The organism is Sphingomonas humi (genome assembly GCF_039536725.1).
Taxonomy (GTDB): Bacteria; Pseudomonadota; Alphaproteobacteria; order Sphingomonadales; family Sphingomonadaceae; genus Sphingomicrobium; species Sphingomicrobium humi.
In genome coordinates, this window is the sequence record NZ_BAAAZD010000001.1 from 1,233,095 (window position 1) to 1,254,069 (window position 20,975).

At 66.8% G+C, this 20,975-nt stretch carries 22 protein-coding genes; 15 read left to right on the top strand and 7 right to left on the bottom strand.

The annotated features are described in order from the left end of the window. The first annotated feature begins 238 nt into the window (after nt 1-238). The 15 genes from bchF (at nt 239) to ABD729_RS06285 (ending at nt 15,837) form a co-directional block, all read left to right on the top strand. Nucleotides 239-715, top strand: coding sequence for a 2-vinyl bacteriochlorophyllide hydratase (gene bchF / locus ABD729_RS06215; RefSeq protein WP_344709285.1), 477 nt, complete (start codon nt 239-241; stop codon nt 713-715). Further along, complete coding sequence (locus tag ABD729_RS06220; RefSeq protein ID WP_344709286.1) at nt 712-1,986, top strand: ferredoxin:protochlorophyllide reductase (ATP-dependent) subunit N; 1,275 nt, start codon at nt 712-714, stop codon at nt 1,984-1,986. Before bchF ends, ABD729_RS06220 begins: the two co-directional genes overlap by 4 nt. Before the next feature lie 3 nt (nt 1,987-1,989). Beyond that, nucleotides 1,990-3,525, top strand: a complete 1,536-nt coding sequence (gene bchB / locus ABD729_RS06225) for a ferredoxin:protochlorophyllide reductase (ATP-dependent) subunit B (RefSeq protein WP_344709287.1) — start codon at nt 1,990-1,992, stop codon at nt 3,523-3,525. Continuing rightward, the gene (locus ABD729_RS06230) at nt 3,515-7,048 is read left to right on the top strand and encodes a magnesium chelatase subunit H (protein WP_344709288.1); all 3,534 of its coding nucleotides are present in this window, start codon (nt 3,515-3,517) and stop codon (nt 7,046-7,048) included. Before bchB ends, ABD729_RS06230 begins: the two co-directional genes overlap by 11 nt. Then, complete coding sequence (bchL, locus tag ABD729_RS06235; protein WP_344709289.1) at nt 7,045-7,956, top strand: ferredoxin:protochlorophyllide reductase (ATP-dependent) iron-sulfur ATP-binding protein; 912 nt, start codon at nt 7,045-7,047, stop codon at nt 7,954-7,956. Before ABD729_RS06230 ends, bchL begins: the two co-directional genes overlap by 4 nt. After that, nucleotides 7,953-8,663 (top strand): magnesium protoporphyrin IX methyltransferase, encoded by a 711-nt coding sequence (bchM, locus tag ABD729_RS06240; protein WP_344709290.1) that lies wholly within the window; start codon nt 7,953-7,955, stop codon nt 8,661-8,663. The genes bchL and bchM overlap by 4 nt, the downstream gene beginning before the upstream one ends. A gap of 26 nt (nt 8,664-8,689) precedes the next feature. Then, the gene (locus ABD729_RS06245; RefSeq protein WP_344709291.1) at nt 8,690-10,084 is read left to right on the top strand and encodes a BCD family MFS transporter; all 1,395 of its coding nucleotides are present in this window, start codon (nt 8,690-8,692) and stop codon (nt 10,082-10,084) included. Between the two features lie 26 nt (nt 10,085-10,110). Next, entirely contained in the window at nt 10,111-10,890 is a 780-nt protein-coding gene (puhA, locus tag ABD729_RS06250) for a photosynthetic reaction center subunit H (RefSeq protein ID WP_344709292.1), read from the top strand. Then, nucleotides 10,887-11,540 (top strand): photosynthetic complex putative assembly protein PuhB, encoded by a 654-nt coding sequence (puhB, locus tag ABD729_RS06255; protein WP_344709293.1) that lies wholly within the window; start codon nt 10,887-10,889, stop codon nt 11,538-11,540. Before puhA ends, puhB begins: the two co-directional genes overlap by 4 nt. Continuing rightward, a complete protein-coding gene (gene puhC, locus ABD729_RS06260; RefSeq protein WP_344709294.1) occupies nt 11,537-12,019 on the top strand; it encodes a photosynthetic complex assembly protein PuhC in 483 nt (160 codons plus the stop codon). Before puhB ends, puhC begins: the two co-directional genes overlap by 4 nt. Then, nucleotides 12,016-12,312 carry a hypothetical protein gene (locus tag ABD729_RS06265; protein WP_344709295.1) on the top strand — a complete coding sequence of 99 codons (297 nt, stop codon included), beginning with the start codon at nt 12,016-12,018 and terminating at the stop codon, nt 12,310-12,312. Before puhC ends, ABD729_RS06265 begins: the two co-directional genes overlap by 4 nt. Next, nucleotides 12,309-13,352, top strand: coding sequence for a magnesium-protoporphyrin IX monomethyl ester (oxidative) cyclase (acsF, locus tag ABD729_RS06270; RefSeq protein WP_344709296.1), 1,044 nt, complete (start codon nt 12,309-12,311; stop codon nt 13,350-13,352). The genes ABD729_RS06265 and acsF overlap by 4 nt, the downstream gene beginning before the upstream one ends. Next, nucleotides 13,349-14,149, top strand: a complete 801-nt coding sequence (gene puhE / locus ABD729_RS06275) for a putative photosynthetic complex assembly protein PuhE (RefSeq protein ID WP_344709297.1) — start codon at nt 13,349-13,351, stop codon at nt 14,147-14,149. Before acsF ends, puhE begins: the two co-directional genes overlap by 4 nt. Continuing rightward, complete coding sequence (gene hemA, locus ABD729_RS06280; protein ID WP_344709298.1) at nt 14,139-15,359, top strand: 5-aminolevulinate synthase; 1,221 nt, start codon at nt 14,139-14,141, stop codon at nt 15,357-15,359. Before puhE ends, hemA begins: the two co-directional genes overlap by 11 nt. Nucleotides 15,360-15,633: 274 nt before the next feature. Further along, nucleotides 15,634-15,837, top strand: a complete 204-nt coding sequence (locus tag ABD729_RS06285; protein ID WP_344709299.1) for a hypothetical protein — start codon at nt 15,634-15,636, stop codon at nt 15,835-15,837. Between the two features lie 89 nt (nt 15,838-15,926). Here ABD729_RS06285 and ABD729_RS06290 read toward each other — a convergent pair whose 3' ends face one another. From ABD729_RS06290 to pufB, 7 genes are all read right to left on the bottom strand, one after another. Beyond that, complete coding sequence (locus ABD729_RS06290) at nt 15,927-16,580, bottom strand: aquaporin (RefSeq protein WP_344709643.1); 654 nt, start codon at nt 16,578-16,580, stop codon at nt 15,927-15,929. An 8-nt stretch (nt 16,581-16,588) separates the two neighbouring features. After that, the gene (gene arsC, locus ABD729_RS06295) at nt 16,589-16,990 is read right to left on the bottom strand and encodes an arsenate reductase (glutaredoxin) (protein WP_344709300.1); all 402 of its coding nucleotides are present in this window, start codon (nt 16,988-16,990) and stop codon (nt 16,589-16,591) included. 164 nt (nt 16,991-17,154) lie between these two features. Next, entirely contained in the window at nt 17,155-18,282 is a 1,128-nt protein-coding gene (gene pufC / locus ABD729_RS06300; RefSeq protein WP_344709301.1) for a photosynthetic reaction center cytochrome PufC, read from the bottom strand. A gap of 12 nt (nt 18,283-18,294) precedes the next feature. Beyond that, nucleotides 18,295-19,416: a photosynthetic reaction center subunit M gene (gene pufM, locus ABD729_RS06305; protein WP_344709302.1), complete on the bottom strand. Its 1,122-nt coding sequence runs from the start codon at nt 19,414-19,416 to the stop codon at nt 18,295-18,297. A gap of 17 nt (nt 19,417-19,433) precedes the next feature. Next, nucleotides 19,434-20,255, bottom strand: coding sequence for a photosynthetic reaction center subunit L (gene pufL / locus ABD729_RS06310; protein WP_344709303.1), 822 nt, complete (start codon nt 20,253-20,255; stop codon nt 19,434-19,436). Nucleotides 20,256-20,374: 119 nt separating this feature from the next. Next, nucleotides 20,375-20,593, bottom strand: coding sequence for a light-harvesting antenna LH1, alpha subunit (gene pufA, locus ABD729_RS06315; protein WP_344709304.1), 219 nt, complete (start codon nt 20,591-20,593; stop codon nt 20,375-20,377). A gap of 11 nt (nt 20,594-20,604) precedes the next feature. Then, nucleotides 20,605-20,850 (bottom strand): light-harvesting antenna LH1, beta subunit, encoded by a 246-nt coding sequence (gene pufB / locus ABD729_RS06320; protein WP_344709305.1) that lies wholly within the window; start codon nt 20,848-20,850, stop codon nt 20,605-20,607. Between the last annotated feature and the right edge of the window lie 125 nt (nt 20,851-20,975).

Here is a 20,975-nt window from a genome sequence, read left to right on the forward strand (position 1 = left end):
TTACGGTCTCCCCGAGACGTAGTCGGCGCTGCTGCGTCGGCCAGGAATGACTGTGCGACTCATCCGCACCCTCGCTCCACTCATGAGGCTATGATGAATAATGTGGCAGCACAACCTCCATTGTCCGCATTTGTCCAATTCTCTTTACGTCAACGGCAATTGACACTTTCTACATGACAGGCGTAGCTTCCCGTGGGGAAAGGGCCTGCCAATGGATCTGGGTCAGAGGAGGGAAAGGATGCCGCTGCCGATCTACACGGCAGAGCAACGGCGCCGCCGCGACTCGACCCGGTGGACGCTGGTCCAGGGCGTTCTCGCTCCCATCCAGTTCCTGATTTTCCTCGTCAGCCTCGCGCTCGTGCTGCGCTACCTTGGCAGCGGCGAAGGCGAGACGGCCGCCAATCTGTCGGTCCTGGTCAAGACCGCCGCGCTTTTCACGATCATGGTCACCGGCGCGATCTGGGAAAAGGTTGTGTTCGGCCAGTGGCTGTTTGCCCGTCCCTTCTTCTGGGAAGACGTGTTCAGCATAGTCGTGATCGCGTTGCATACGACCTATGTCGCGATGCTGGCGTTCGGCCTCGGCACCTCCACCGACCGTATGCTGATCGCGCTTGCGGCTTACGCGACCTACGTTGTGAATGCCGGCCAGTTCCTGTGGAAACTGCGCATGGCCCGGTTCCAGTCGGCGCCTGCCTTACTGGCAGTTGCTGCATGAGTGTTGCCGCACCGCTGGCGCCAAGCGCCCGTGCCGTCCTCCGGGAACGCGGCCAGCGCGAGGTGTTTTGCGGACTGACCGGGATCGTCTGGCTTCACCGCAAGATGCCCGACGCCTTCTTCCTCGTCGTCGGCTCACGGACTTGCGCCCACCTGCTGCAGTCGGCGGCCGGGGTCATGATCTTTGCCGAACCGCGCTTTGCCACTGCGATCATGGAGGAAAAGGACCTCGCGGGCCTCGCCGACATGAACGAGGAGCTGGACGGGGTCGTCACCCGCCTGCTCGAACGGCGCCCTGAAATCCGCACCCTCTTCCTCGTCGGATCGTGTCCGAGCGAAGTCATCAAGCTTGACCTTCCGCGTGCCGCCCAGCGCCTTGCGGCGCAGCATCCGGGCATCCGCATCCTCAGTTATTCGGGAAGCGGCATCGAAACCACCTTCACGGAAGGGGAGGACGCCTGCCTAGCCACGCTCGCCCGCTCCGCGCCCGTAACCTCAGGCGGGGACGGAGTGGCGCTGATCCCTGAGCTGCTGGTCGTGGGTGCCCTCCCCGACATCGTCGAGGACCAGTTCGAGCGCTTGTTCGCCGACATGGGCCTTGCCGTCCGCTTCTTCCCCGGCCGGTCGTCGACCGACCTGCCGGCAATCGGCTCCCAGACCCGCTTTCTCCTCGCCCAGCCGTTCCTGGGTGAAACCGCGGCAGTTCTCGAGGATCGCGGCGCGCTGCGGCTGGCCGCGCCGTTCCCGTTTGGCGCCGACGGCACCGCCGCCTGGCTCCAGGCCGCAGCCGATCACTTCGGTGTCGACCCGCTCACCTTCCGCCGCGCCATCGCGCCTGCTCGCGAACGTGCCAAGCGTGCGCTTGAACGGCACCGCGAGCAGCTTCAGGGCAAGCGCATCTTCTTCATGCCAGACTCGCAGCTCGAAGTGCCGCTGGCGCGCTTCCTTGCCAGCGAATGTGGTGTCGAGCTGGTCGAAGTGGGCACGCCCTACCTCCACGCCCGCCACCTTGCTCCCGAACTGGCGCTGCTCGGCGACGTCCAGATCAGCGAGGGGCAGGACGTCGACAAGCAGCTCGATCGTGTCCGCGCCGCGCGTCCCGACCTTACCGTCTGCGGCCTTGGCCTTGCCAACCCGCTCGAAGGAGAAGGGCTTACCACCAAGTGGGCGATCGAACTGGTCTTCACCCCCATCCATGGGTTCGAACAGGCCGGCGACCTTGCCGAACTGTTCGCCCGGCCGCTGCGGCGGCGTGACCTGTTGCGGATCTAGGCGATGAAGCTCGCCGTCTGGACCTACGAGGGACCGCCGCACGTCGGAGCGATGCGCGTCGCGACCGCCATGCGCGGCGTCCATTACGTCCTCCACGCCCCGCAGGGCGACACCTACGCCGACCTCCTCTTCACCATGATCGAACGCCGTGGCGAACGGCCGCCGGTCACCTACACAACCTTCCAGGCGCGCGATCTCGGCACCGACACCGCCGAACTGTTCAAGATCGCTGCCCGCCAGGCCTACGAGCGTTTCCAGCCCGAGCTGATGATCGTCGGCGCGTCCTGCACGGCCGAGCTGATCCAGGACGATCCGGGCGGGCTTGCGGGTACCCTCGGGCTGCCTTGCCCGGTCGTCGCGCTCGAACTTCCGAGTTACAGCCGCAAGGAGCATTGGGGCGCGGCGGAGACCCTCTACCAGATCGTGCGGGCACTTTGCCCGGCCGGCTCGCCATCGACCAGGACCAGCCGGGTCAGCGCCAACATCCTTGGTCCCGCCGCGCTTGGTTTCCGCCACCGCGACGATGTGCGTGAAGTCACCCGCATACTCGAGCTCCTCGGGATCGACGTGAACGTGGTCGCTCCGCTCGGTGCCGCGCCGGACGATATCCGCCGCCTGGCCGACGCCCACTTCAACATCTGCCTCTATCCCGAAATCGGCGACGAGGCCGCGCGCTTCCTTGAAAAGGCGCATGGCCAGCTTTGCATCCGCACGGTGCCCATCGGTGCCGCCGCCACTCGCCGCTTCATCGAAGAAGTGGCAGCGCTGGCGAAGGTCGATCCGGCCCCGGCGCTCAGCCATCCCGATCTTCGCATGCCGTGGTGGAGCCGCTCGGTCGACAGCACCTACCTCACCGGCAAGCGGGCCTTCATCTTCGGCGATGCGACCCACGCCGCTGCTGCCGCCCGCGTCGCGGCACACGAGCTTGGCTTCACCGTTTGCGGCCTCGGCTGCTTCAATCGTGAGTTCGCCCGCGAAATCCGCGCCGTTGCCGCCGAGCTTGGCCTCGAACCGCTGATCACCGACGACCATCTCGAAGTTGAAGCCGCCATTGCCGCCGCCCAGCCCGAGCTGGTGCTTGGCACGCAGATGGAGCGCCATATCGCCAAGCGGCTCGGCATTCCCTGCGCCGTCATCTCCGCGCCGGTTCACGTCCAGGATTTTCCCGCCCGTCATTCGCCGCAGATGGGGATCGAAGGCGCGAACGTTCTGTTCGACAGCTGGGTGCACCCCTTGGTCATGGGCCTCGAGGAGCACCTCCTCACCATGTTCCGCGACGATCCGGAGTTTCACGACGAAGCGGGCGCGAGCCATCTTGGCGGCCATGGTTCGGCCCCTCCGGTCACGCCCGAAGTGGACGCTCAGCCGTCGGCCAAGGACGCTGCCTGGACCGCCGAGGCCGAAGCCGAACTGCGCAAGATCCCCTTCTTCGTGCGCGGCAAGGCGCGCCGCAACACCGAGGCATTCGCCGCTGCGCAGGGGCTCGCAACGGTCGAACTCGCCACCCTTTACGAGGCGAAGGCGCATTATGGCCGCTAACGTCCCGATCAGCGTCCGGGTGGCAGTCGTCACTCTCGACAAGCACCTCGCCGGTGCGGTCGACCGCGCGAACGAGCGGCTGGCGGCGGACGGGATCGCGATTGACTTTCACGCCGCTTCCGAATGGGAACGTGACGCATCCGCGATCGATGCGGCGAAGGCGTCGGTCGAACGCGCCGACATCGTCATCGCGACCATGCTGTTCCTCGACGACCACATCCGCGCCATCCGCCCGGCGCTCGAAGCCCGGCGCGAGCAGTGCGACGCGATGCTCGGCTTGATGAGCGGGTCGGAGATCGTCCAGCTCACCCGGCTTGGCGGGTGGCGGATGGATGCGCCGGCCAAGGGCCCGATGGCGCTGCTGAAGCGCCTGCGCGGCGCCAAGAAGCCGGGCGCCAGTTCGGGCGCGGGGCAGATGAACATGCTGCGCCGCCTGCCCAAGCTGCTGCGCTTCATTCCCGGTACGGCGCAGGACGTCCGCGCCTATTTTCTGACGTTGCAATACTGGCTGGCCGGAAGCGACGACAATGTGGTCGCGATGGTCCGCGCCCTAGTCGACCGCTATGCCGACGGCGATCGGCGCAGCTATCGCGGGGCGACCAAGGCCGAAGCGCCGCGCACCTATCCCGACGTCGGCCTCTACCATCCGGACGCAGCGGAAAGGCTGGTCGAACAGCTTTCGGCGCTGCCGAAGAGCGACGGCAAGGCTGGCACCGTCGGCCTCTTGCTGCTCCGTTCCTACCTCCTCGGCCGCGACGCCGCCCATTACGATGGCGTGATCCGGGCGATGGAAGAGCGCGGCCTGAATGTCGTTCCCGCGTTCGCCAGCGGGCTCGATTCCCGCCCCGCGATCGAGCGCTATTTCGTGCGCGACGGACATCCCACGGTCGATGCCATCGTCAGCCTGACCGGCTTCAGCCTGGTCGGCGGTCCGGCTTACAATGATGCGGATGGCGCGGTGGCGACGCTTGGCGGACTCGATGTTCCCTACGTCGCTGCGCAGGCGCTCGAATTCCAGTCGCTCGAACAATGGCAGGCGGGCTCGCAAGGCCTTCTTCCGCTCGAAGCGATGATGATGGTTGCCATCCCCGAGCTGGACGGCGCGGTCTGCAGCAGCGTGTTCGGCGGCCGCGGCGGGTCCACGGGCGCACCGATGCGCGGCATGGCAGGCTGTCCCGAGCGCGCCTCTGCGCTTGCGGCCAAGGTATCGCGCCTCATCGCGCTGCGCCGCACCCCGCGCGCGGAGCGCCATCTCGCCATCACCCTGTTCAACTTCCCGCCCAATGCCGGCGCGACCGGCACCGCCGCCTTCCTTGCGGTGTGGGAATCCCTCTTCGCGACCCTTCGCCGCCTGACCGACGAAGGTTACGCCGTCGAACTGCCCGACAGCGTCGACGCGCTGCGGACTGCCGTGCTCGAGGGCAACGCCGCAAGTCACGGCGCCGACGCCAATGTCGCGGCGCGGATCATTGCCGATGACCATGTGCGTCGCGAACCGCATCTGGCCGAGATCGAGCGGCAATGGGGCCCGGCGCCCGGCCGCCAGCAGTCGGACGGGGGTGCCATCCAGGTCCTCGGTCGCCGCTTCGGCAACGTCTTTGTCGGCATCCAGCCCGCCTTCGGCACCGAGGGCGATCCGATGCGGCTGCTGTTCGAGAAGAACTTCGCGCCGACCCACGCCTTCAGCGCTTATTATCGCTGGCTGCGCGAGGATTTCGGAGCGCATGCCGTGCTTCATTTCGGCACGCACGGAGCGCTTGAATTCATGCCCGGCAAGCAGGCCGGCATGTCGGGCGACTGCTGGCCCGAGCGGTTGATCGGCGACCTGCCGAACTTCTACCTCTACGCTGCCAACAACCCGTCCGAAGGCCTGCTCGCCAAGCGCCGCAGCGGCGCGACCCTGGTCAGCTATCTGACCCCGCCGCTCGCCAATGCCGGGCTCTACAAGGGTCTCGCCGAGTGCAAGGCGCTGATCGAGCGGTGGAGGGTGACCGCGCCCGATGCCCCGGAGCGGATCGACCTCGAAAACGGCATCGCTGCCAAGGCCGAGGAACTGGATCTCGTCGCGGGCGACCCCGCGGAAATCGCCGCGCGCCTTTACGAGGTCGAAACCGCGCTGATCCCAGACGGCCTGCACGTGCTCGGCGCGATGCCCGAGGGCGAAGTCCGCGAGCGTTTCCTCGACGCCGTGCCCGAGGACAGCCGCGCTGCCACCGCCGCCGGCCTCGACCGCAGCGACGAATTGGGCGCGCTGATGCATGCATTGGACGGCGGTTATGTCCGTCCGGCTCCCGGCGGCGATGTCATCCGCAATCCCGCGGTTCTCCCGACCGGCCGCAATGTCTGCGGTCTCGATCCCTTCCGGATCCCGAGCGCCTTCGCGGTCGCGCAAGGCGCCAAGGCGGCCGAGCAGCTGATCGAACGCCATCAGGAAGGCAATGCGGGCGAACTGCCGCGCAGCCTCGCGATGGTGCTGTGGGGCACCGACAATTTGAAGAGCGAGGGCGCGCAGATCGCGCAGGCGCTGGCGCTGATCGGCGCCCGCCCACGGCTCGATGGCTACGGCCGGCTCGCTGGTGCTGAACTGATCCCGCTTGGTGAACTCGGCCGTCCCCGGATCGATGTGATCGTTACCCTGTCGGGCATCTTCCGCGACCTTCTGCCGCTGCAGACGCGGATGCTGGCCGAAGCCAGCTTCCTTGCCGCCAGTGCCGACGAACCCGCCGAGATGAACTTCGTGCGCGCCAACAGCCTCGCGCACATGGCCGCGCATGAATGCGACCTCGAGACCGCGGCCCTGCGCGTCTTCTCCAATGCGGAAGGGGCCTACGGCGCCAACGTCAACCAGCTGGTCGATGGCGGTGTCTGGAACGACCCCGACGAACTCGCCGAGGTGTTCGAGCGCCGCAAGGGTTTCGCCTATGGTCGCAAGGGCCCGCCGGTGCAGCAGCGCGCGTTGTTGAAGAGCGCGCTCGGTACCGTCGAACTGACCTACCAGAACCTCGAATCGGTCGAACTCGGCGTCACCGACGTCGACCAGTATATGGACGGCCTTGGCGGCATCACCCGCTCGGTCACCCGCGCCCGCGGCAAGGCACCGCCGATTTATATCGTCGACGCGACGCGGGGTGCCGCCCGGATCCGCACCCTTGCCGAGCAGGTAGAGCTGGAAAGCCGTACGCGCACCCTCAACCCCGTCTGGTACGAAGGCATGCTGCGCCACGGCCAGGAAGGCGTGCGCAATATCGAAAGCCATGTCGCGACGACGCTCGGCTGGTCGGCGACCACGGGTGCGGTTGCCCCGTGGATCTACCAGCAGATCAGCGAGACCTTCGTGCTCGACCCCGCGATGCGCGAGCGGCTGACCAGCCTCAATCCCAAGGCATCGGCGCGCATGGCCGACCGCCTCCTTGAAGCCCACGACCGCCAATATTGGCACCCCGACGCCGACACGCTGGCAGCATTGCATGCCGCGAGCGACGCAATAGAGGACAGGCTGGAAGGCCTGCTGGCCGCAGAATGACCCTCGATCATCCCTTCTCGCTGAGCGGCGTTTCCACCCTTGCACCCGAGGATGGGGAAGGTTCCGTCCAGGTCCAGCTCGATCCTTCCCAGAAGATCAAGGGCGCCAAGGTGTTCGCGGTCTATGGCAAGGGCGGGATCGGCAAGTCGACTACCTCGTCGAACCTGTCGGCGGCCTTCTCGCTGCTCGGCCACCGCGTGCTGCAGATCGGTTGCGATCCCAAGCATGACAGCACCTTCACCCTCACCAAGAAGCTGATGCCGACCGTCATCGACGTGCTCGAGAGCGTCGATTTCCACCACGAGGAGCTGCGCCCCGAGGATTATATGTTCGAGGGCTTTAACGGCGTGATGTGCGTCGAGGCGGGCGGGCCGCCGGCTGGCACCGGCTGCGGCGGTTATGTCGTCGGGCAGACGGTCAAGCTTCTGAAGCAGCATCACCTCCTCGAAGAAACCGACGTGGTCATCTTCGACGTGCTCGGCGACGTGGTGTGCGGCGGGTTTGCCGCCCCGCTGCAGCATGCCGAGCGCGCGGTGGTGGTCGCGGCCAACGACTTCGACAGCATCTTCGCGATGAACCGCATCATTGCCGCCATCAATGCCAAGGCGAAGAATTACGACGTCCGCCTCGCCGGCGTGATCGCCAACCGTTCGGCCGAAACGGGCGAGATCGACCGTTTTGCCGACGCAACCGGACTTGCGCGGCTCGCCCACTTCCGCGACGTCGATGCGATCCGCCGTTCGCGCCTCAAGAAGTGCACCCTGTTCGAGATGGAGGACGGTCCCGAAGTCCAGGCCGCGCGCGACGAATATATCCGTCTCGCCAAGATGCTGTGGGCGGGTGTCGAGCCATCGACCGCACGCTCGATGAAGGACCGCGACATCTTCGATTTCCTGGGGTTCGAATGATGGCGAGCCGCGCGGCCCCGATCACTGCTGCGCCCGCCTATGCGGAGCGCCGCGAAGCGCTGCGCACCTATTTCGACCGCACCGCGCGGCGCGCATGGATCGACCTGACGTCCGATGCGAAGGTCAGCCGGATTCGCCGCACCGTTCGCGCAGGCCGCGATGAAATGCGCGAAACCTTGCTGGGCTGGCTTCCGGCCGATCTATCCGGACGCAGCCTGCTCGATGCCGGCTGCGGCACCGGTGCGCTTGCCGAAGTGGCGGCGGATCGCGGCGCGGCGGTGACCGGGGTCGATGTCGCGGCAGGATTGATCGAGGTCGCCGAAGCGCGATCCTCGGCCTCTGGCGCCTGTTTCCACGCCGGCGACATGCTCGACCCCGCCTATGGTGAGTTCGACCATGTGGTCGCGATGGATTCGCTGATCCACTACCGCGCCGACGACCTCGCCAGCGCTGTCACGCTGCTGGCCGCGCGGACCCGTCATTCGCTGCTGTTCACCTTTGCACCGGGAAGCCGGCTGCTCGCCGCCATGCTCGCCGCGGGACAGTATTTTCCGCGCGCCGACCGTTCGCCGGCCATCGTGCCGATCGCCGAGCGCGAAGTACTTCGGCGGCTCGCCAATCTGCCGGGCTGGCGGGTCGGGCGGGGCAAGCGGGTTGCACGCGGCTTCTACACCAGCCACGCGGTCGAACTGGTGCGCGAGCGGTGAGCTCTGGCCGCCTCCTTTCCCCGGGCATGTGGACCAGGGTGGCGAGCGCGTGGCTGCCGTTTGCCGACGCCGCGAGCGCCGAACTCCCGCTCAGCCGGCTGGTCCGCCTGTCGCTGTTCCAGGTCAGCGCCGGAATGGCCGCCGCCCTGCTCAACGGCACGCTCAACCGCGTCCTTATCGTCGAACTCAAGGTCAGCTCGGGGTTGGTTGCCGCGCTGATCGCCATTCCCCTGCTGGTTGCGCCACTCAGGGCCTTGATCGGCCATCGCTCCGATCATCACCGCTCCGTCCTTGGCTGGCGGAGGGTGCCTTACCTGTGGTTCGGAACCCTGCTGCAGTTCGGCGGACTGGCGCTGATGCCGTTCGCGTTGCTGATCCTATCGAGCAGCGAGGGTCGGATGGTCGGCCTTGGTGCCTCGGCTTTCGCCTTCCTGCTCACCGGCAGCGGCCTCCACATCGCGCAGACCGCCGGGCTGGCGCTTGTCGCCGACCTCGCCCCCGACGACAAGCGCCCCCGCGCAGTCGCTCTGCTTTACGTCATGCTGCTCGTCGGGACGATGGTGAGCGCGCTGCTGATCGGCGCGGCGCTGACCGATTTCTCCGCGACCCGGCTGGTGCAGGTGATCCAGGGCGCTGCCCTTTCCGCGCTGCTGCTGAACATCGTCGCCACCTGGAAGCAGGAAAGCCGCCGCTCGCGCGCCGAAATGGCCGAGCAGCCGCCGGCGCCGCCCTTTGCGCAGGTCTGGGCACAGCTGATGGCCGAAGACAGCAGCCGCCGCCTGCTCGTGTCGGTCGGCGTCGGCACCGCCGCCTTCACCATGCAGGACGTCCTGCTCGAGCCCTACGGCGGCGAGATCCTCGGCCTGTCGGTCGGCGCCACCACGTCGCTGACGGCGCTGTGGGCGCTTGGTGCCCTGACCGGCTTTGCCCTTGCGGGGGCCCGCCTTGCCAGGGGCAGCGAACCCCATCGCCTGGCCGGCTTCGGCTGCGTCGCCGGGCTGTCCGCGTTTCTCCTTGTCATCTTCGCCGCGCCGGCGCTCAATCCCCTCCTGCTGATGCTCGGCGCGGCGATGATCGGCTTCGGTGGTGGACTGTTCATGGTCGGGACGCTGGTCGCCGCCATGACCCTCGCCCGCAACTCGCCATCGGGTCTTGCGCTCGGTGCCTGGGGCGCGGTCCAGGCCTCCGCCGCCGGAGCCGCTATCCTTCTTGGAGGTCTTCTCCGCGACGCCATCGCCGCAAGCGCCACCGCCGGTGAGCTCGGGCAGACGCTGGCGTGGCGGGCTACCGGATATGGTGCGGTCTACATGACCGAGATTATCCTCCTCCTCGTGACCATTGCGGTACTCGGACCGCTTGTGCGTGCAGACATCACTACCGATCCCGCGCCACGCTTCGGCCTGGCCCACTTCCCGAGCTGAAGACTAGGACAAGGACCTCAGACGCCATGCATCACGAAATCATCGTCGGCCGGCTCGATGTCGCGGAGCTCGTCTTCTACGCCTTTGTTGCCTTCTTCGTCGCGCTGGTGGTCTACCTGCGCCGCGAAGATCGCCGCGAAGGCTATCCGCTCGAAGATGCGGTCACCGGACGGGTCGACAGCGCGTGGGGACCGCTCACCGCGTCCACCTACACGCGCTTCAAGCTGCCGTTCGACCGCGGCTATGCGATCACCCCGGCACAGGGCCGCGAGCCGGTCGAGCTGGTCGGTGCCCAGCCCTTCGCCCGCTTCCCCGGCGCGCCTTACGTGCCGACGGGCGATCCGCTGGTCGATGGTGTCGGCCCGGCGGCATGGGTCAAGCGCGCCGACTATCCTGACATGGACATGGAAGGCCGCCCGCGGATCGTTCCGCTGTCGTCCGACAGCCACTGGTCGATCGCGCGCGAGGATCCGAACCTCGTCGGGATGACGGTGGTCGCCGCCGACGGCAAGGTCGCCGGCACCATCACCGACGTGTGGATCGATCGCAGCGACCACCTCGTGCGCTATGTCGATGTCGCGCTCGACGGCGGCGGTCGCACGGTCCAGGTGCCGTTCCTGATGGGGACGGTGAAGGGCCGGCAGCGCGTCTTCCATGTCGATGCGATCAGCGCCGAACAGTTCAGCCGCGCTCCCTCGCTCGGCACCGCCGGCCAGATCACCCGCCGCGAGGAAGACCAGCTGGTGGGCTACTTCGGTGGCGGCTACCTTTACGGCCTGCCGGGCCGCACGGAGCCCCTGCTGTGAGCGAGCGCCTGACCGACGAGCTCGGCGGGCTTCCCGGCCCGCTGCCGGAAGGCGAGACGATCGTCTGGCAGGGCCGGCCCGAAACCGGACGCCTGCTGGCCGGGGCCTTTCACGCGAGGGCCGTCGCTTTCTATTTTCTCCTGCTTGCCGGCGTCGGCCTGGCGATGGGCCGCCTCGAAGGCGTTGCGCTGACGCTTGGCGCCGGCGCGCTCTGTCTTGGCGTGCTTGCGCTGATCGCCCGGGCCTCGGCCCGCAGCAGCGTCTACACGCTGACCGACCGCCGGCTGGTCCTGCGGGTCGGCGTGGCGTTGCCGATGCATTTCAATTTGCCCCTGAAGCAGATCGCCGCCGCCGACCTTCGCATGGGAACTGGTGGCAGCGGTGACATCGCGCTGCGCCTTGCGGGCAAGGGGCGGATCGCCTGGGCGCTGCTGTGGCCGCACGTTCGTCCGTGGCGCACCCGCCATCCGGAGCCGATGCTTCGCGCGGTCCCCGATGCGGAAAGGATCGCCCGGCTGCTGCATGGCTGCTGTGCCGCGCTCGTTGACATCGAAGTGGCCGAGGCCGAGCCTGCAATTGTCGCGGGCGCATCGGTCGCACCCGTTCGTCGCCCGGTTCGCGTCGCTCGCCGCGTGGAAGCCACCGCATGACCGAAGACCATAGCCACGAGAACATGATCCCGCCGCCGGCGCTGAAGGCCGCGGCCGCGCTGGTGATCTTTTCGCTGCTGCTGGTGGTCGGCGTCAGGGTCGGCGCGGTGTCGCCCGATCCGACCCCCGCCGAGATCCGCGTCCAGCAGCATCTGCAGCCGACGTTTGAACGGCAGCTGCGGTTCGCCGACAGCCCCGACGGCCGAGTCCTCGTCACCGATGGACGGACTGGCGAACTGGTCGATGCGATCGGGACCGAAGGCAGTGGCTTCATCCGCGGCGTGATGCGCGGCCTCGCCCGTGAGCGCTACCAGCACCAGCAGGGTGCCGCGGCACCGTTCCGCCTGTCGTCCTGGCCGAACGGCGCGCTGACATTGACCGACGATACCACCGGGCGTGTCATCGAACTCGGATCCTTCGGCCCCACCAACCGGGCCGCCTTTGCCCGCTTCCTGCCAATTGGGGGAAAGACCTCGTGAGCCTGCTCTGCGCCGCCCGTTTCGACACGCCGTGCCGCATCGCCGTCCAGCATGACGCCGATGCGCTGCACGCCCATCTCGAACTGCCCGACGGGCTGGAGATGGGGCCGGGTGACCGCATCAAGGTGCATGGCGACCCGGTGATCGTTCCGTTCGGACAGAGCGTGACGATTGACCGCACCGCCACCGTCGAGGTCGCCGGGCCGCTGCGCCGTGCCTGGACCCACGTGATCGCCTACTTCGACATGGCCGAACTGTACGAAGTCAGTTTCTCTTCCGGGAGGCTCGCATGAACGCCCACGCTCACATCAAGACCTCCAACGAGAGCCTTGCCAAGGCGTGCGAGGATACGGTCCTCTCCCCGCGCTTCTACACGACCGATTTCGCGGCGATGGACCGCATCGACGTCACCCCGGTGCGTGCCGAATGGGACGCGCTGATGGCGGATTTCGACCGCGACGAGAACAAGCGCCACTTCAAGCAGAGCGACGAATTCGACGGCGTGCTCGAACAGCTTCCGGCGCCGCTCCGGCGTGAATTCATCGACTTCCTGGTAAGCTCGCTGACCAGTGAATTCTCCGGCTGCGTGCTGTATGCGGAGATCGCCAAGCGGGTCACCAACCCGGACATGAAGAAGCTGTTCAAGATCCTTGCGCGCGACGAAAGCCGCCACGCCGGCTTCATCAACGAAACGCTGAAGGACGCGGGCCTCGGCATCGACCTCGGGTTCCTGACCAAGACCAAGAAGTACACCTATTTCCGGCCCAAGTTCATCTTCTACGCAGTCTATCTGTCGGAGAAGATCGGCTATGCGCGCTACATCGCCATCTACCGCCAGCTCGAGCGCAATCCCGAGCTTCGCTTTCACCCGATCTTCAGCTGGTTCGAGCGCTGGTGCCAGGACGAATTCCGCCATGGCGAAGCCTTTGCGATGTTGATGCGCGCCGATCCCAAGCTGCTGACCGGCCTCAACAAGTTGTGGATCCGCTTCTTCCTGCTGTCGGTCTACGCGACCATGTACGTGCGCGATCATGGCCGCCCGGAATTCCACAAGGCGATCGGGGTCGATCCGACCGACTATGATTATCAGGTCTTCCACATCTGCAATCAGATCAGCCGGCAGGTGTTTCCGGTTGAACTGCCGATCGACGATCCGCGCTTTCGTTCGGCGATGGAGCGGCTGCGGACCGCGCATGGCGAATTGTCGAAGCGGCGCGGCCTGGCGCGGCTTCCGCACCTGATCGGCGCCGGCCTGGCTTTCGCCCGGATGTATTTAATGCGTCCGGCCACCCATGCGCTTCCCGCCGCGGTCCGGCTGCAGCCCGCCTGGTGAGCCTGACGGGGCATCTCCTTCCCGCCGCGGCGGTGCTGATCGCCTGGTTCGCGAGCACGGGGCTGGTCGTCTGGCTCGTCTATCGCCCGCGTGCGACCTACCGGCCCGCCATGGTGTGGACCACGCTTGCGGCGATTGCCGGGGTGGCCGTGGTGGCTGCGACCCGGCACGATCCGGGGGCGCCCGCCGCTTATGCTGCTGCACTTGCCGCGCTTGCGATCTGGGCCTGGCAGGAATTCGCCTTCCTGACCGGCGCCGCCGCGGGACCGCGCCGGATCGGCGCCGACCCCGGCATCGCGGGAGTGCGCCGCTTCCTTCAGGCGTCCGCCACGCTCCTGTGGCACGAACTGGCGCTCGCCGCGCTCCTCGTGATGCTGGTGGGGCTGAGCTGGGGTATGCCCAACCAGACCGGCGCTGCGGTGTTCGGACTGCTGTTCGCGCTCCGCCTCGCGGCCAAGCTCGCCATCTTCAGCGGGGTTCCGAACCTCACCGATGAACTGTTGCCGGCGCACCTTCATCACCTGCGCAGCTATTACGGGCCGCGGCGGATGAGCCTGACGCTGGTCGCGATGCTGGGGGCGAGCATCGTCCTGTCGGTCCTCCTCGCATCGCGTGCGCTGGCAAGTCCGCAGGCCGCGGCGCCAAGCCTGCTGTTCGCGCTCGCCGCGCTTGGTACGCTCGAACTCCTGTTCCTCGCTCTTCCGGTCCGTGACGGCGCGCTGTGGCGCTGGGCGCGGCCGGCACCATCGACTTTACGCGCCGGACGCTCGGCATTGGGGGCAAGCCATGGACTATGAAGCCTATTTCGCGGGTGCGCTCGACGAGCTGAAGGGCGAGGGACGCTATCGCATCTTCGCCGAGCTGGAGCGGCGGGCGGGGGCCTATCCGAAGGCCAGGCGCCACGCCGACGACGGGCCGGCGGAAGTAACCGTGTGGTGCTCCAACGACTATCTCGGCATGGGCCAGCATCCCACGGTGCTCGGCGCGATCCACGACACGCTCGACCGCTGCGGGGCGGGGGCCGGGGGCACGCGCAACATCGCCGGGACGACGCACCAGCATGTGCTCCTCGAGCGCGAGCTGGCGGACCTCCACGGCAAGGAATCGGCGCTTCTGTTCACTTCGGGCTACGTGTCCAACTGGGCCGCGCTCGGGACGCTTGGCGCCAAGATCCCGAACGTCGTCATCCTGTCCGACGCGGGCAACCATGCCTCGATGATCGAGGGCATCCGCCACAGCCGCGCCGAGCGGCAGGTGTTCGCCCACAACGACTGGCGCGACCTCGACCGGCGCCTCGCCGCGCTGCCCAAGGATCAGCCCAAGCTGGTCGCCTTCGAGAGTGTCTATTCGATGGACGGCGACATCGCGCCGATCGCCGAGATCCTCGACGTCTGCGAGGCGCATGGCGCCATGTCGTACATCGATGAAGTCCATGCCGTCGGCCTCTACGGTCCCCGCGGCGCCGGCATCGCCGAGCGCGAGGGGCTGATGGACCGGATCACGGTGATCGAGGGCACGCTGGGCAAGGCCTATGGCGTGCTCGGCGGCTATATCGCGGCCTCGTCGGCGCTGTGCGACTTCGTCCGGAGCTTTTCGAGCGGGTTCATCTTCACCACCGCTTTGCCGCCCGCGCTGGCGGCGGGGGCGACGGCGAGCATCCGTCACCTCAAGGAAAGCTCGGCCGAGCGGCAGGGGCAGCAGGATCGCGTCGCGACCGTCCGGGCGCGGCTGAAAGCGGTCGGCATCCCAGTGCTCGACAATGACAGCCACATCATCCCGGTGATGGTCGGCAACCCCGTGCACTGCAAGCAGATCAGCGACTGGCTTCTCGAGGAGCATGGGATCTACGTCCAGCCGATCAACTATCCGACCGTCCCGCGCGGGACCGAGCGGCTGCGCATCACGCCCTCGCCGGTGCATACCGCTGAGGACATCGACCGGCTGGTCGAGGCGCTGAGCGAGATCTGGTCGCGCTGCGCCCTGAGCAGGATTTCCGTCGCCGCCTGAGCGGCGCCGCCCGGGGCTAAGTTGTCGAAGTTGACAGGGTCGGCGACCCTGTCACGCGCCGAGCGCCGGCGTCATGGGGCGGCCTTGGTATAGCGCCGCCTGAGCCGTTCGCAAAACTGTCGATCCACATCTCACCTATCTGGCACATTGTGCTGCTGTAGGACAGCCCATTCGCGGCCGCCGCCTTCCATCATGGGGCCCAAGGTCCATCAGGAGCTTCGTGGCCGCCCGTTCGTTCATGGCGTAACCTCCTCAAAAGAGAGCGAGTTTTGCCATGAACACTTCCGACTATCTGGCCTCGAACAACCTGTTCCTGTTGATCGCCGCCTTCGTGATCGCCGCGGTCGCGCTAATCTGGTTCCTGCGCAAGCCGCAGAACCGTCATCCGATGGACGGCGAGAAAGGCCGCATGCTGGACGAACGCCGCGCCCGGGAGAATGCCCAGGGCACGACGGACGTCCCGCCGACGCGGCGCTGAGCCCGGGCTGCTTCCAACCGCCGTTCGAGGCCCGTGGCAGGCGCTTAGGTAAGCAGGCCGCGAATGTCTGCTTTCGGCCCAATCGGACCTTAGCGATCCCGGTCGATTAAGCCCTTGGCTACCCAGGCCGCTGCCGCTGCGCCGAGCAGCTGGGCAACGATGAACAAGGGGACAGATCCGGGTGAAATGCCCGCGAAGCTGTCAGAGAGGCTGCGCGCTACCGTGATGGCGGGATTGGCAAAGCTGGTAGACGAGGTGAACCAGTAGGCCGCGACGATATATAGGGCGACCGCCGCGGGCACGTGACGTTCACGGTAGCGGACCGTGCCTAGAATAGTGAGAATCAGGCCGAAGGTGGCGACTGCCTCGCCGAGCCATTGTCCAGGTCCGCCGCGGACCTTGGTCGCCACGGCGATTGCCGGCATGTCGAACATCAGATTGGCGGTGATAACGCCCACAATCCCGCCTCCGAGTTGCGCCAGGAGGTAAGGGACAAGGTCGCGTCCGCTGAGTTCCCGACGAAATGCGGCAACCAGGCTCACCGCCGGATTCAGGTGCGCGCCGCTGATGGGTCCGAGCCAGCCGATCAGGGCGAACAACATCGCGCCGGTCGCGACCGTGTTGCCCATCAGCGCTACTGCCACGTTTCCGCTGGCGAGACGTTCGGCCATGATGCCGGAGCCGATCACAGTCGCGAACAGGAAGAAACTTCCAAGCGCTTCGGCAGCGGCACGACGAGACAGCGCTGGGCTCAAGCCTTTTTCACCTTCTCGCCGTCTTCCTTGATGAAATCTTCGGGAAGTGGCGGGATCAGATCGAGCACCTTCTCCGACGGGCGGCACAGGCGCACGCCCTTGCCGCTCGTCACGATGGGACGGTTCAGAAGGACCGGGTGCAGCTCGATCGCGTCGAGCAACTGCTCATCACTGAGCGACGGATCGTCGAGCCCGAGATCGGCGAACGGCGTGCCTTTTTCGCGCAGAAGATCGCGGAGCGGAATTCCTGAGCGGCGCGCCAGGTCGCGTATCTCCTCGCGGTTGGGGGGCGTCGTCAGATACGCGACGATAACAGGTTCGACCCCGCTTGCACGGATCATGGCGAGTGTGTTGCGCGAAGTGCCGCAGGCAGGATTGTGATAGATGATGACGCTCACGCGCCGGCCTCTACGTCATTCACGTTACGGAGCCGCTACAACTTAACCTTGGGCGGTCGTCGCCCCGGCGCTGCAAGGATCGCGGCATGTTCAGGGAGCTACCATCACTTCCGAGGCCCGGCCGAAGCCGGAAAGCTTCGTGGCCGGGCCCGGATTATCGACCCTTATCGCGCCGGCTGGTCGACCGGGTTCGGCTTGTTGCCAGGCGCGCCGACGTTGTCGGTCATCGCGCCCGGCTGACGCAGGGCTTGGATGACGGCCTGCTCTGCCGCGGGGGCGGGGCGCGGCACGTAGCCGGCGGGGCGCAGATACGGATAATCCTTGATCATCGACTGGCCGTTCAGCGGCTTGTTCACGCCCTGGTGACAGGTCAGGCAATTGACCTGCAGCGGTTCGCCCGCCGGTCCGAGGCGGTTCGGCGGGAAGACGCCGGCGCGGCCGAGGGGAAGGATGTGCGATCCGTTGATATCGCGCACCATGCGGATCCCATACCAGGCGGTCGCCCGCTGCGCGCTCGACAGCGACCAGCTGCGGAAGCTCTGCGAGTTGTGGCAGAAGGTGCAATTGACGCCAAGCGCCTTTGAGACGTGCATCATGATGGCGTAGCTGTCTTCGCCATTGCGCGTGGTCAGGTGCTGGGTGCCGGGATAGGCGCTGTTCGACTGCACGCGGACGGTTTCCGCATTGCCGCCGAGATATTGCTTGAACACGTCGTTCGGAAGCGAGGCATAGCCGACGTTGGCGTCGGGCGTGTTCTGCCCGCGCTTGTTGCCGCGGATCGACATGTCGTTGCCCGCCGCCTGCGGGCTCCAATTATATTGCGGGACCGGCTGGCCGCGGTGACAGGTGTAGCAGGTGACGCCCGTCTGCCCCGTATGGTTCGACCATTGCGAGTTCAGCGACAGGGTCATCTTGAGCATCTGGCGAGCGACCCGCTTGGTGTAGATGCTGTCGTCGGCCATGTTGTTGGGGTTGTGGCAATATTGACAATTGGCCGCATCGCCCGCGACCCACAGGCTGATCGAGCTCATCAGGTGGCCGAACTGTTCCTCGGAGAGGTTGTTCAGCACCTGGATATTCTGGCCCTGGATCTTGGGACCCGACGCGGCGGCCGGGGACAGCGGATAGGGCGGCGCCGGGATCACCGCCGCAGCCTTGATCGAGCTGACGTCGGTCACCTGCTGCATGCCCGTGCCGCGGTAGCCGGTCTGCTGCGACTGCTTGGACCCGAGTTCGCAGGCGGTCAGCCCCAGAAGCGGGAGGACACCGGCGAGGAGGCGGAGGTTGGTCATGGCTTCAGCTCCTCAGCGGGCCGGGACCGGCGCCGCGGGCGTCGGAACGTCGGTGGGCTGCATGGCGGCGGCCGGAGGCGGGCCGGCAGCGTCGCCGACCGGGAGGCCGCCGGAGGTTGCCGGAGCGGCCGGGCTGGCCGGGGCCAGCGCCGCCGGATCATAGGGGGCGTTCAGCGGCTGCAGCGACGGATCGGCGACGTTGGTCGCGGGATAGGAAGGAGCGTAGTGATGCTCCTGCGCCCACAGGTACCAGTTGTCGACGACGGTGCCGGTCAGCAGGATCCCGATCCCGCCGGTCAGCGTGGTCAGCACGGCGAACCACCAGGCCCAGCGGTGCACCGATTCCATGGTCGCGTTGAAACCCATCGTCCAGCGCCAGAACAAGGCGGCCCGCTCCAGTGCGGTGCCGCGATCGGTGATATGCTCGATCTCGCGCTCACCGCCATACCGGCTGACGGCGAGGATGGTCGCGCCGTGCATGGCGAACAGCAGGGTCGAACCATAGAGGAACGCGATCGAAAGCGCGTGGAACGGATTGTAGAAGAGGTTGCCGTAGCGGATCGAGAAGGCCGCGGTCCAATCGAGGTGCGGGAAGATGCCGAACGGAACGGCTTCGGACCAGCTGCCCATCAGCGCGGGGCGGATGAAGCCCAGGACCAGGAACAGCCAGATGGCCGAGGCGAAGGCCCAGGCGACGTGGGTTCCCATGCCGAGCGCGCGGGCGCGGCGGTAGGTGCGGGCCCACCACAAAAGCACCGAGCAGGTCAGGAAGAAGCCGGTGATGATCCACCAGCCACCCTGCGCCAGCGGAACGAACGGCGAGAAGCCCCATTGCGGCCCCGGCGGCTCGAGCGCGAGCCAGGGCAGCTGGCGGACGAACTGCACCGGGTCCCAGTTGACGCTGGCCCACATGTTGAGGCCGATGATCTCGAAGGCGAGGAAGCCGCAGATCAGCGAGGCGAGACCAAGCTTGCCGAGGTAGAAGGGGCCGACCTGCGCCGCGCCCAGCTTGCCCAGCCAGTAATGGTAGCCGCCGCTGCCGACACGCGGATCGTTGCCGACCGGAAGGGGCGCTCCATATTCGGGCTTGGCCCGGAGCTGCACCTGGGTGAAGATGTTCTGATAGGCGCCCATCGCTTAAATCTCCCCCATCACGACCAGATCGGCAGGTTGAGCCACCAGGTCCACCATTCGGGCCAGCCGCGGGTCCAGAAGGGGCCCGAGATGATGATGCAGACCGCGCTCCAGAAGCCGGCGTTCAGCGCCAGCAGCAGGCCGAGGCGGTGGATGCCGAGCGTGCCGATCGAATAGCCGATCAGGTCACGGAAGAAGCTGTCTTCATATTCGGGCGTCTTGACCGGCTCGTCGCCGGGCACGTTGACCGCCGACAGCACCGCACCGCCGTGCATCGCAAGCGCGAGGGTGGTGGTGAAGAAGAAGCTCACCGCCAGCATGTGCGCCGGATTGTAGTGGAAGTGCAGATACTGGTAGCCGGTGTTGCTGACCCAATCGAGGTGGCTGAAGATGCCGTACGGGAAGCCGTAGCCCCACGCCCCGAGCAGGAAGGGCCGGATCACCACCAGGCTGACATAAGCGAAGATGGCGAAGCTGAAGGCGACCGGGACATGGTAGCCGATGCCGAGCTTGCGGCAGATTTCGACCTCGCGCAGCGCCCAGCAGCTGAACGATCCGATCGCGCAGAAGGTGATGATCTGCCACAGCCCGCCTTCGCGCAGCGGCGCAAGCGCCAGGCCGTAGCTGATGTCGGGTGGGGCGATCGAGATCAGCCACGGGTTCCAGGTCGGGCCGATCGCGGCCCCCCACAGGATGAGCCCGGTGCCGAGCATGGTGAAGAAGGCGCCCAGCACGCCGAAGAAGCCGACGTAGAAGGGGCCAACCCAGAAGTCGAACAGGTCGCCGCCAAGCAGCGTGCCGCCGCGGACCCGGTATTTGCGCTCGTAACTGAGGATCATGGGTCAGCGCTCCCGTTCGCGCCCTGATTTGGGCAGGATCTAGAAGTGGTGCCCCGCGAAGGAGAGCTGGGCTAAACGGCCCGCCGCCGCCCAGCTTCCTTCGAGGTGCAGTGTTCGGCTTATTGCGCCGGGGCAGCCGGAGCTGCGACCGGGGCCGCCACCGGGGCTGCCGCCGCGGCCGGAGCCGCCATGGCGCCCTGGCTGCGAGGACCGTCAAGCCAGTTGAACCGGTCCGTGCTGAGCAGGATGAAGTGAATCAGCAGTGCAAGCACGAACAGGAAGGTGAACAGCGCCACCAGGGTGCGGCGCGGATCGAAGATCAGCCAGATTCTCCACATGGCAGGGCTCCTTAGCTGAAGAGGGTCAGAGCGACGCTGGCCAACGCATGGCCCGTGTCGATCATTGCGGAAGCACCATAGCCTGCCTCACCGGGGAGCCAGGGCCGCCACATCCAGGCTAGGACGTGGGCGATAATGGCGATCGCCGTGAACAGCAGGAAACTGCTGACGAAGATCTTGTGAAATTCCTTCGCTTCCTCCGGGGTCAGGTAGGTTCCCGGACCGAAGCGATCATCGCGCTCTCTTGTGTCGCTCATGCGTCGCTCTCCATTTTGCCCGTTCCCGAAGAAGGAGGCGCGAACGCCATCGGGCGGCTTCCTCCGCTGGCGTTGCCGTCAGCGAAGCTTGGGTGCCTGGTCGCCCAGGCGAAGGGGTGTACGGA

Excerpts from the sequence above, each read along its gene's own strand:
- bchF (WP_344709285.1), top strand. The coding sequence starts at position 239 with ATGCCGCTGCCGATCTACACGGCAGAGCAACGGCGCCGCCGCGACTCG.
- ABD729_RS06220 (WP_344709286.1), top strand. The coding sequence starts at position 712 with ATGAGTGTTGCCGCACCGCTGGCGCCAAGCGCCCGTGCCGTCCTCCGG.
- bchB (WP_344709287.1), top strand. The coding sequence starts at position 1,990 with ATGAAGCTCGCCGTCTGGACCTACGAGGGACCGCCGCACGTCGGAGCG.
- ABD729_RS06230 (WP_344709288.1), top strand. The coding sequence starts at position 3,515 with ATGGCCGCTAACGTCCCGATCAGCGTCCGGGTGGCAGTCGTCACTCTC.
- bchL (WP_344709289.1), top strand. The coding sequence starts at position 7,045 with ATGACCCTCGATCATCCCTTCTCGCTGAGCGGCGTTTCCACCCTTGCA.
- bchM (WP_344709290.1), top strand. The coding sequence starts at position 7,953 with ATGATGGCGAGCCGCGCGGCCCCGATCACTGCTGCGCCCGCCTATGCG.
- ABD729_RS06245 (WP_344709291.1), top strand. The coding sequence starts at position 8,690 with ATGTGGACCAGGGTGGCGAGCGCGTGGCTGCCGTTTGCCGACGCCGCG.
- puhA (WP_344709292.1), top strand. The coding sequence starts at position 10,111 with ATGCATCACGAAATCATCGTCGGCCGGCTCGATGTCGCGGAGCTCGTC.
- puhC (WP_344709294.1), top strand. The coding sequence starts at position 11,537 with ATGACCGAAGACCATAGCCACGAGAACATGATCCCGCCGCCGGCGCTG.
- acsF (WP_344709296.1), top strand. The coding sequence starts at position 12,309 with ATGAACGCCCACGCTCACATCAAGACCTCCAACGAGAGCCTTGCCAAG.
- hemA (WP_344709298.1), top strand. The coding sequence starts at position 14,139 with ATGGACTATGAAGCCTATTTCGCGGGTGCGCTCGACGAGCTGAAGGGC.
- ABD729_RS06285 (WP_344709299.1), top strand. The coding sequence starts at position 15,634 with ATGAACACTTCCGACTATCTGGCCTCGAACAACCTGTTCCTGTTGATC.
- pufC (WP_344709301.1), bottom strand. The coding sequence starts at position 18,282 with ATGACCAACCTCCGCCTCCTCGCCGGTGTCCTCCCGCTTCTGGGGCTG.
- pufM (WP_344709302.1), bottom strand. The coding sequence starts at position 19,416 with ATGGGCGCCTATCAGAACATCTTCACCCAGGTGCAGCTCCGGGCCAAG.
- pufL (WP_344709303.1), bottom strand. The coding sequence starts at position 20,255 with ATGATCCTCAGTTACGAGCGCAAATACCGGGTCCGCGGCGGCACGCTG.
- pufA (WP_344709304.1), bottom strand. The coding sequence starts at position 20,593 with ATGTGGAGAATCTGGCTGATCTTCGATCCGCGCCGCACCCTGGTGGCG.
- pufB (WP_344709305.1), bottom strand. The coding sequence starts at position 20,850 with ATGAGCGACACAAGAGAGCGCGATGATCGCTTCGGTCCGGGAACCTAC.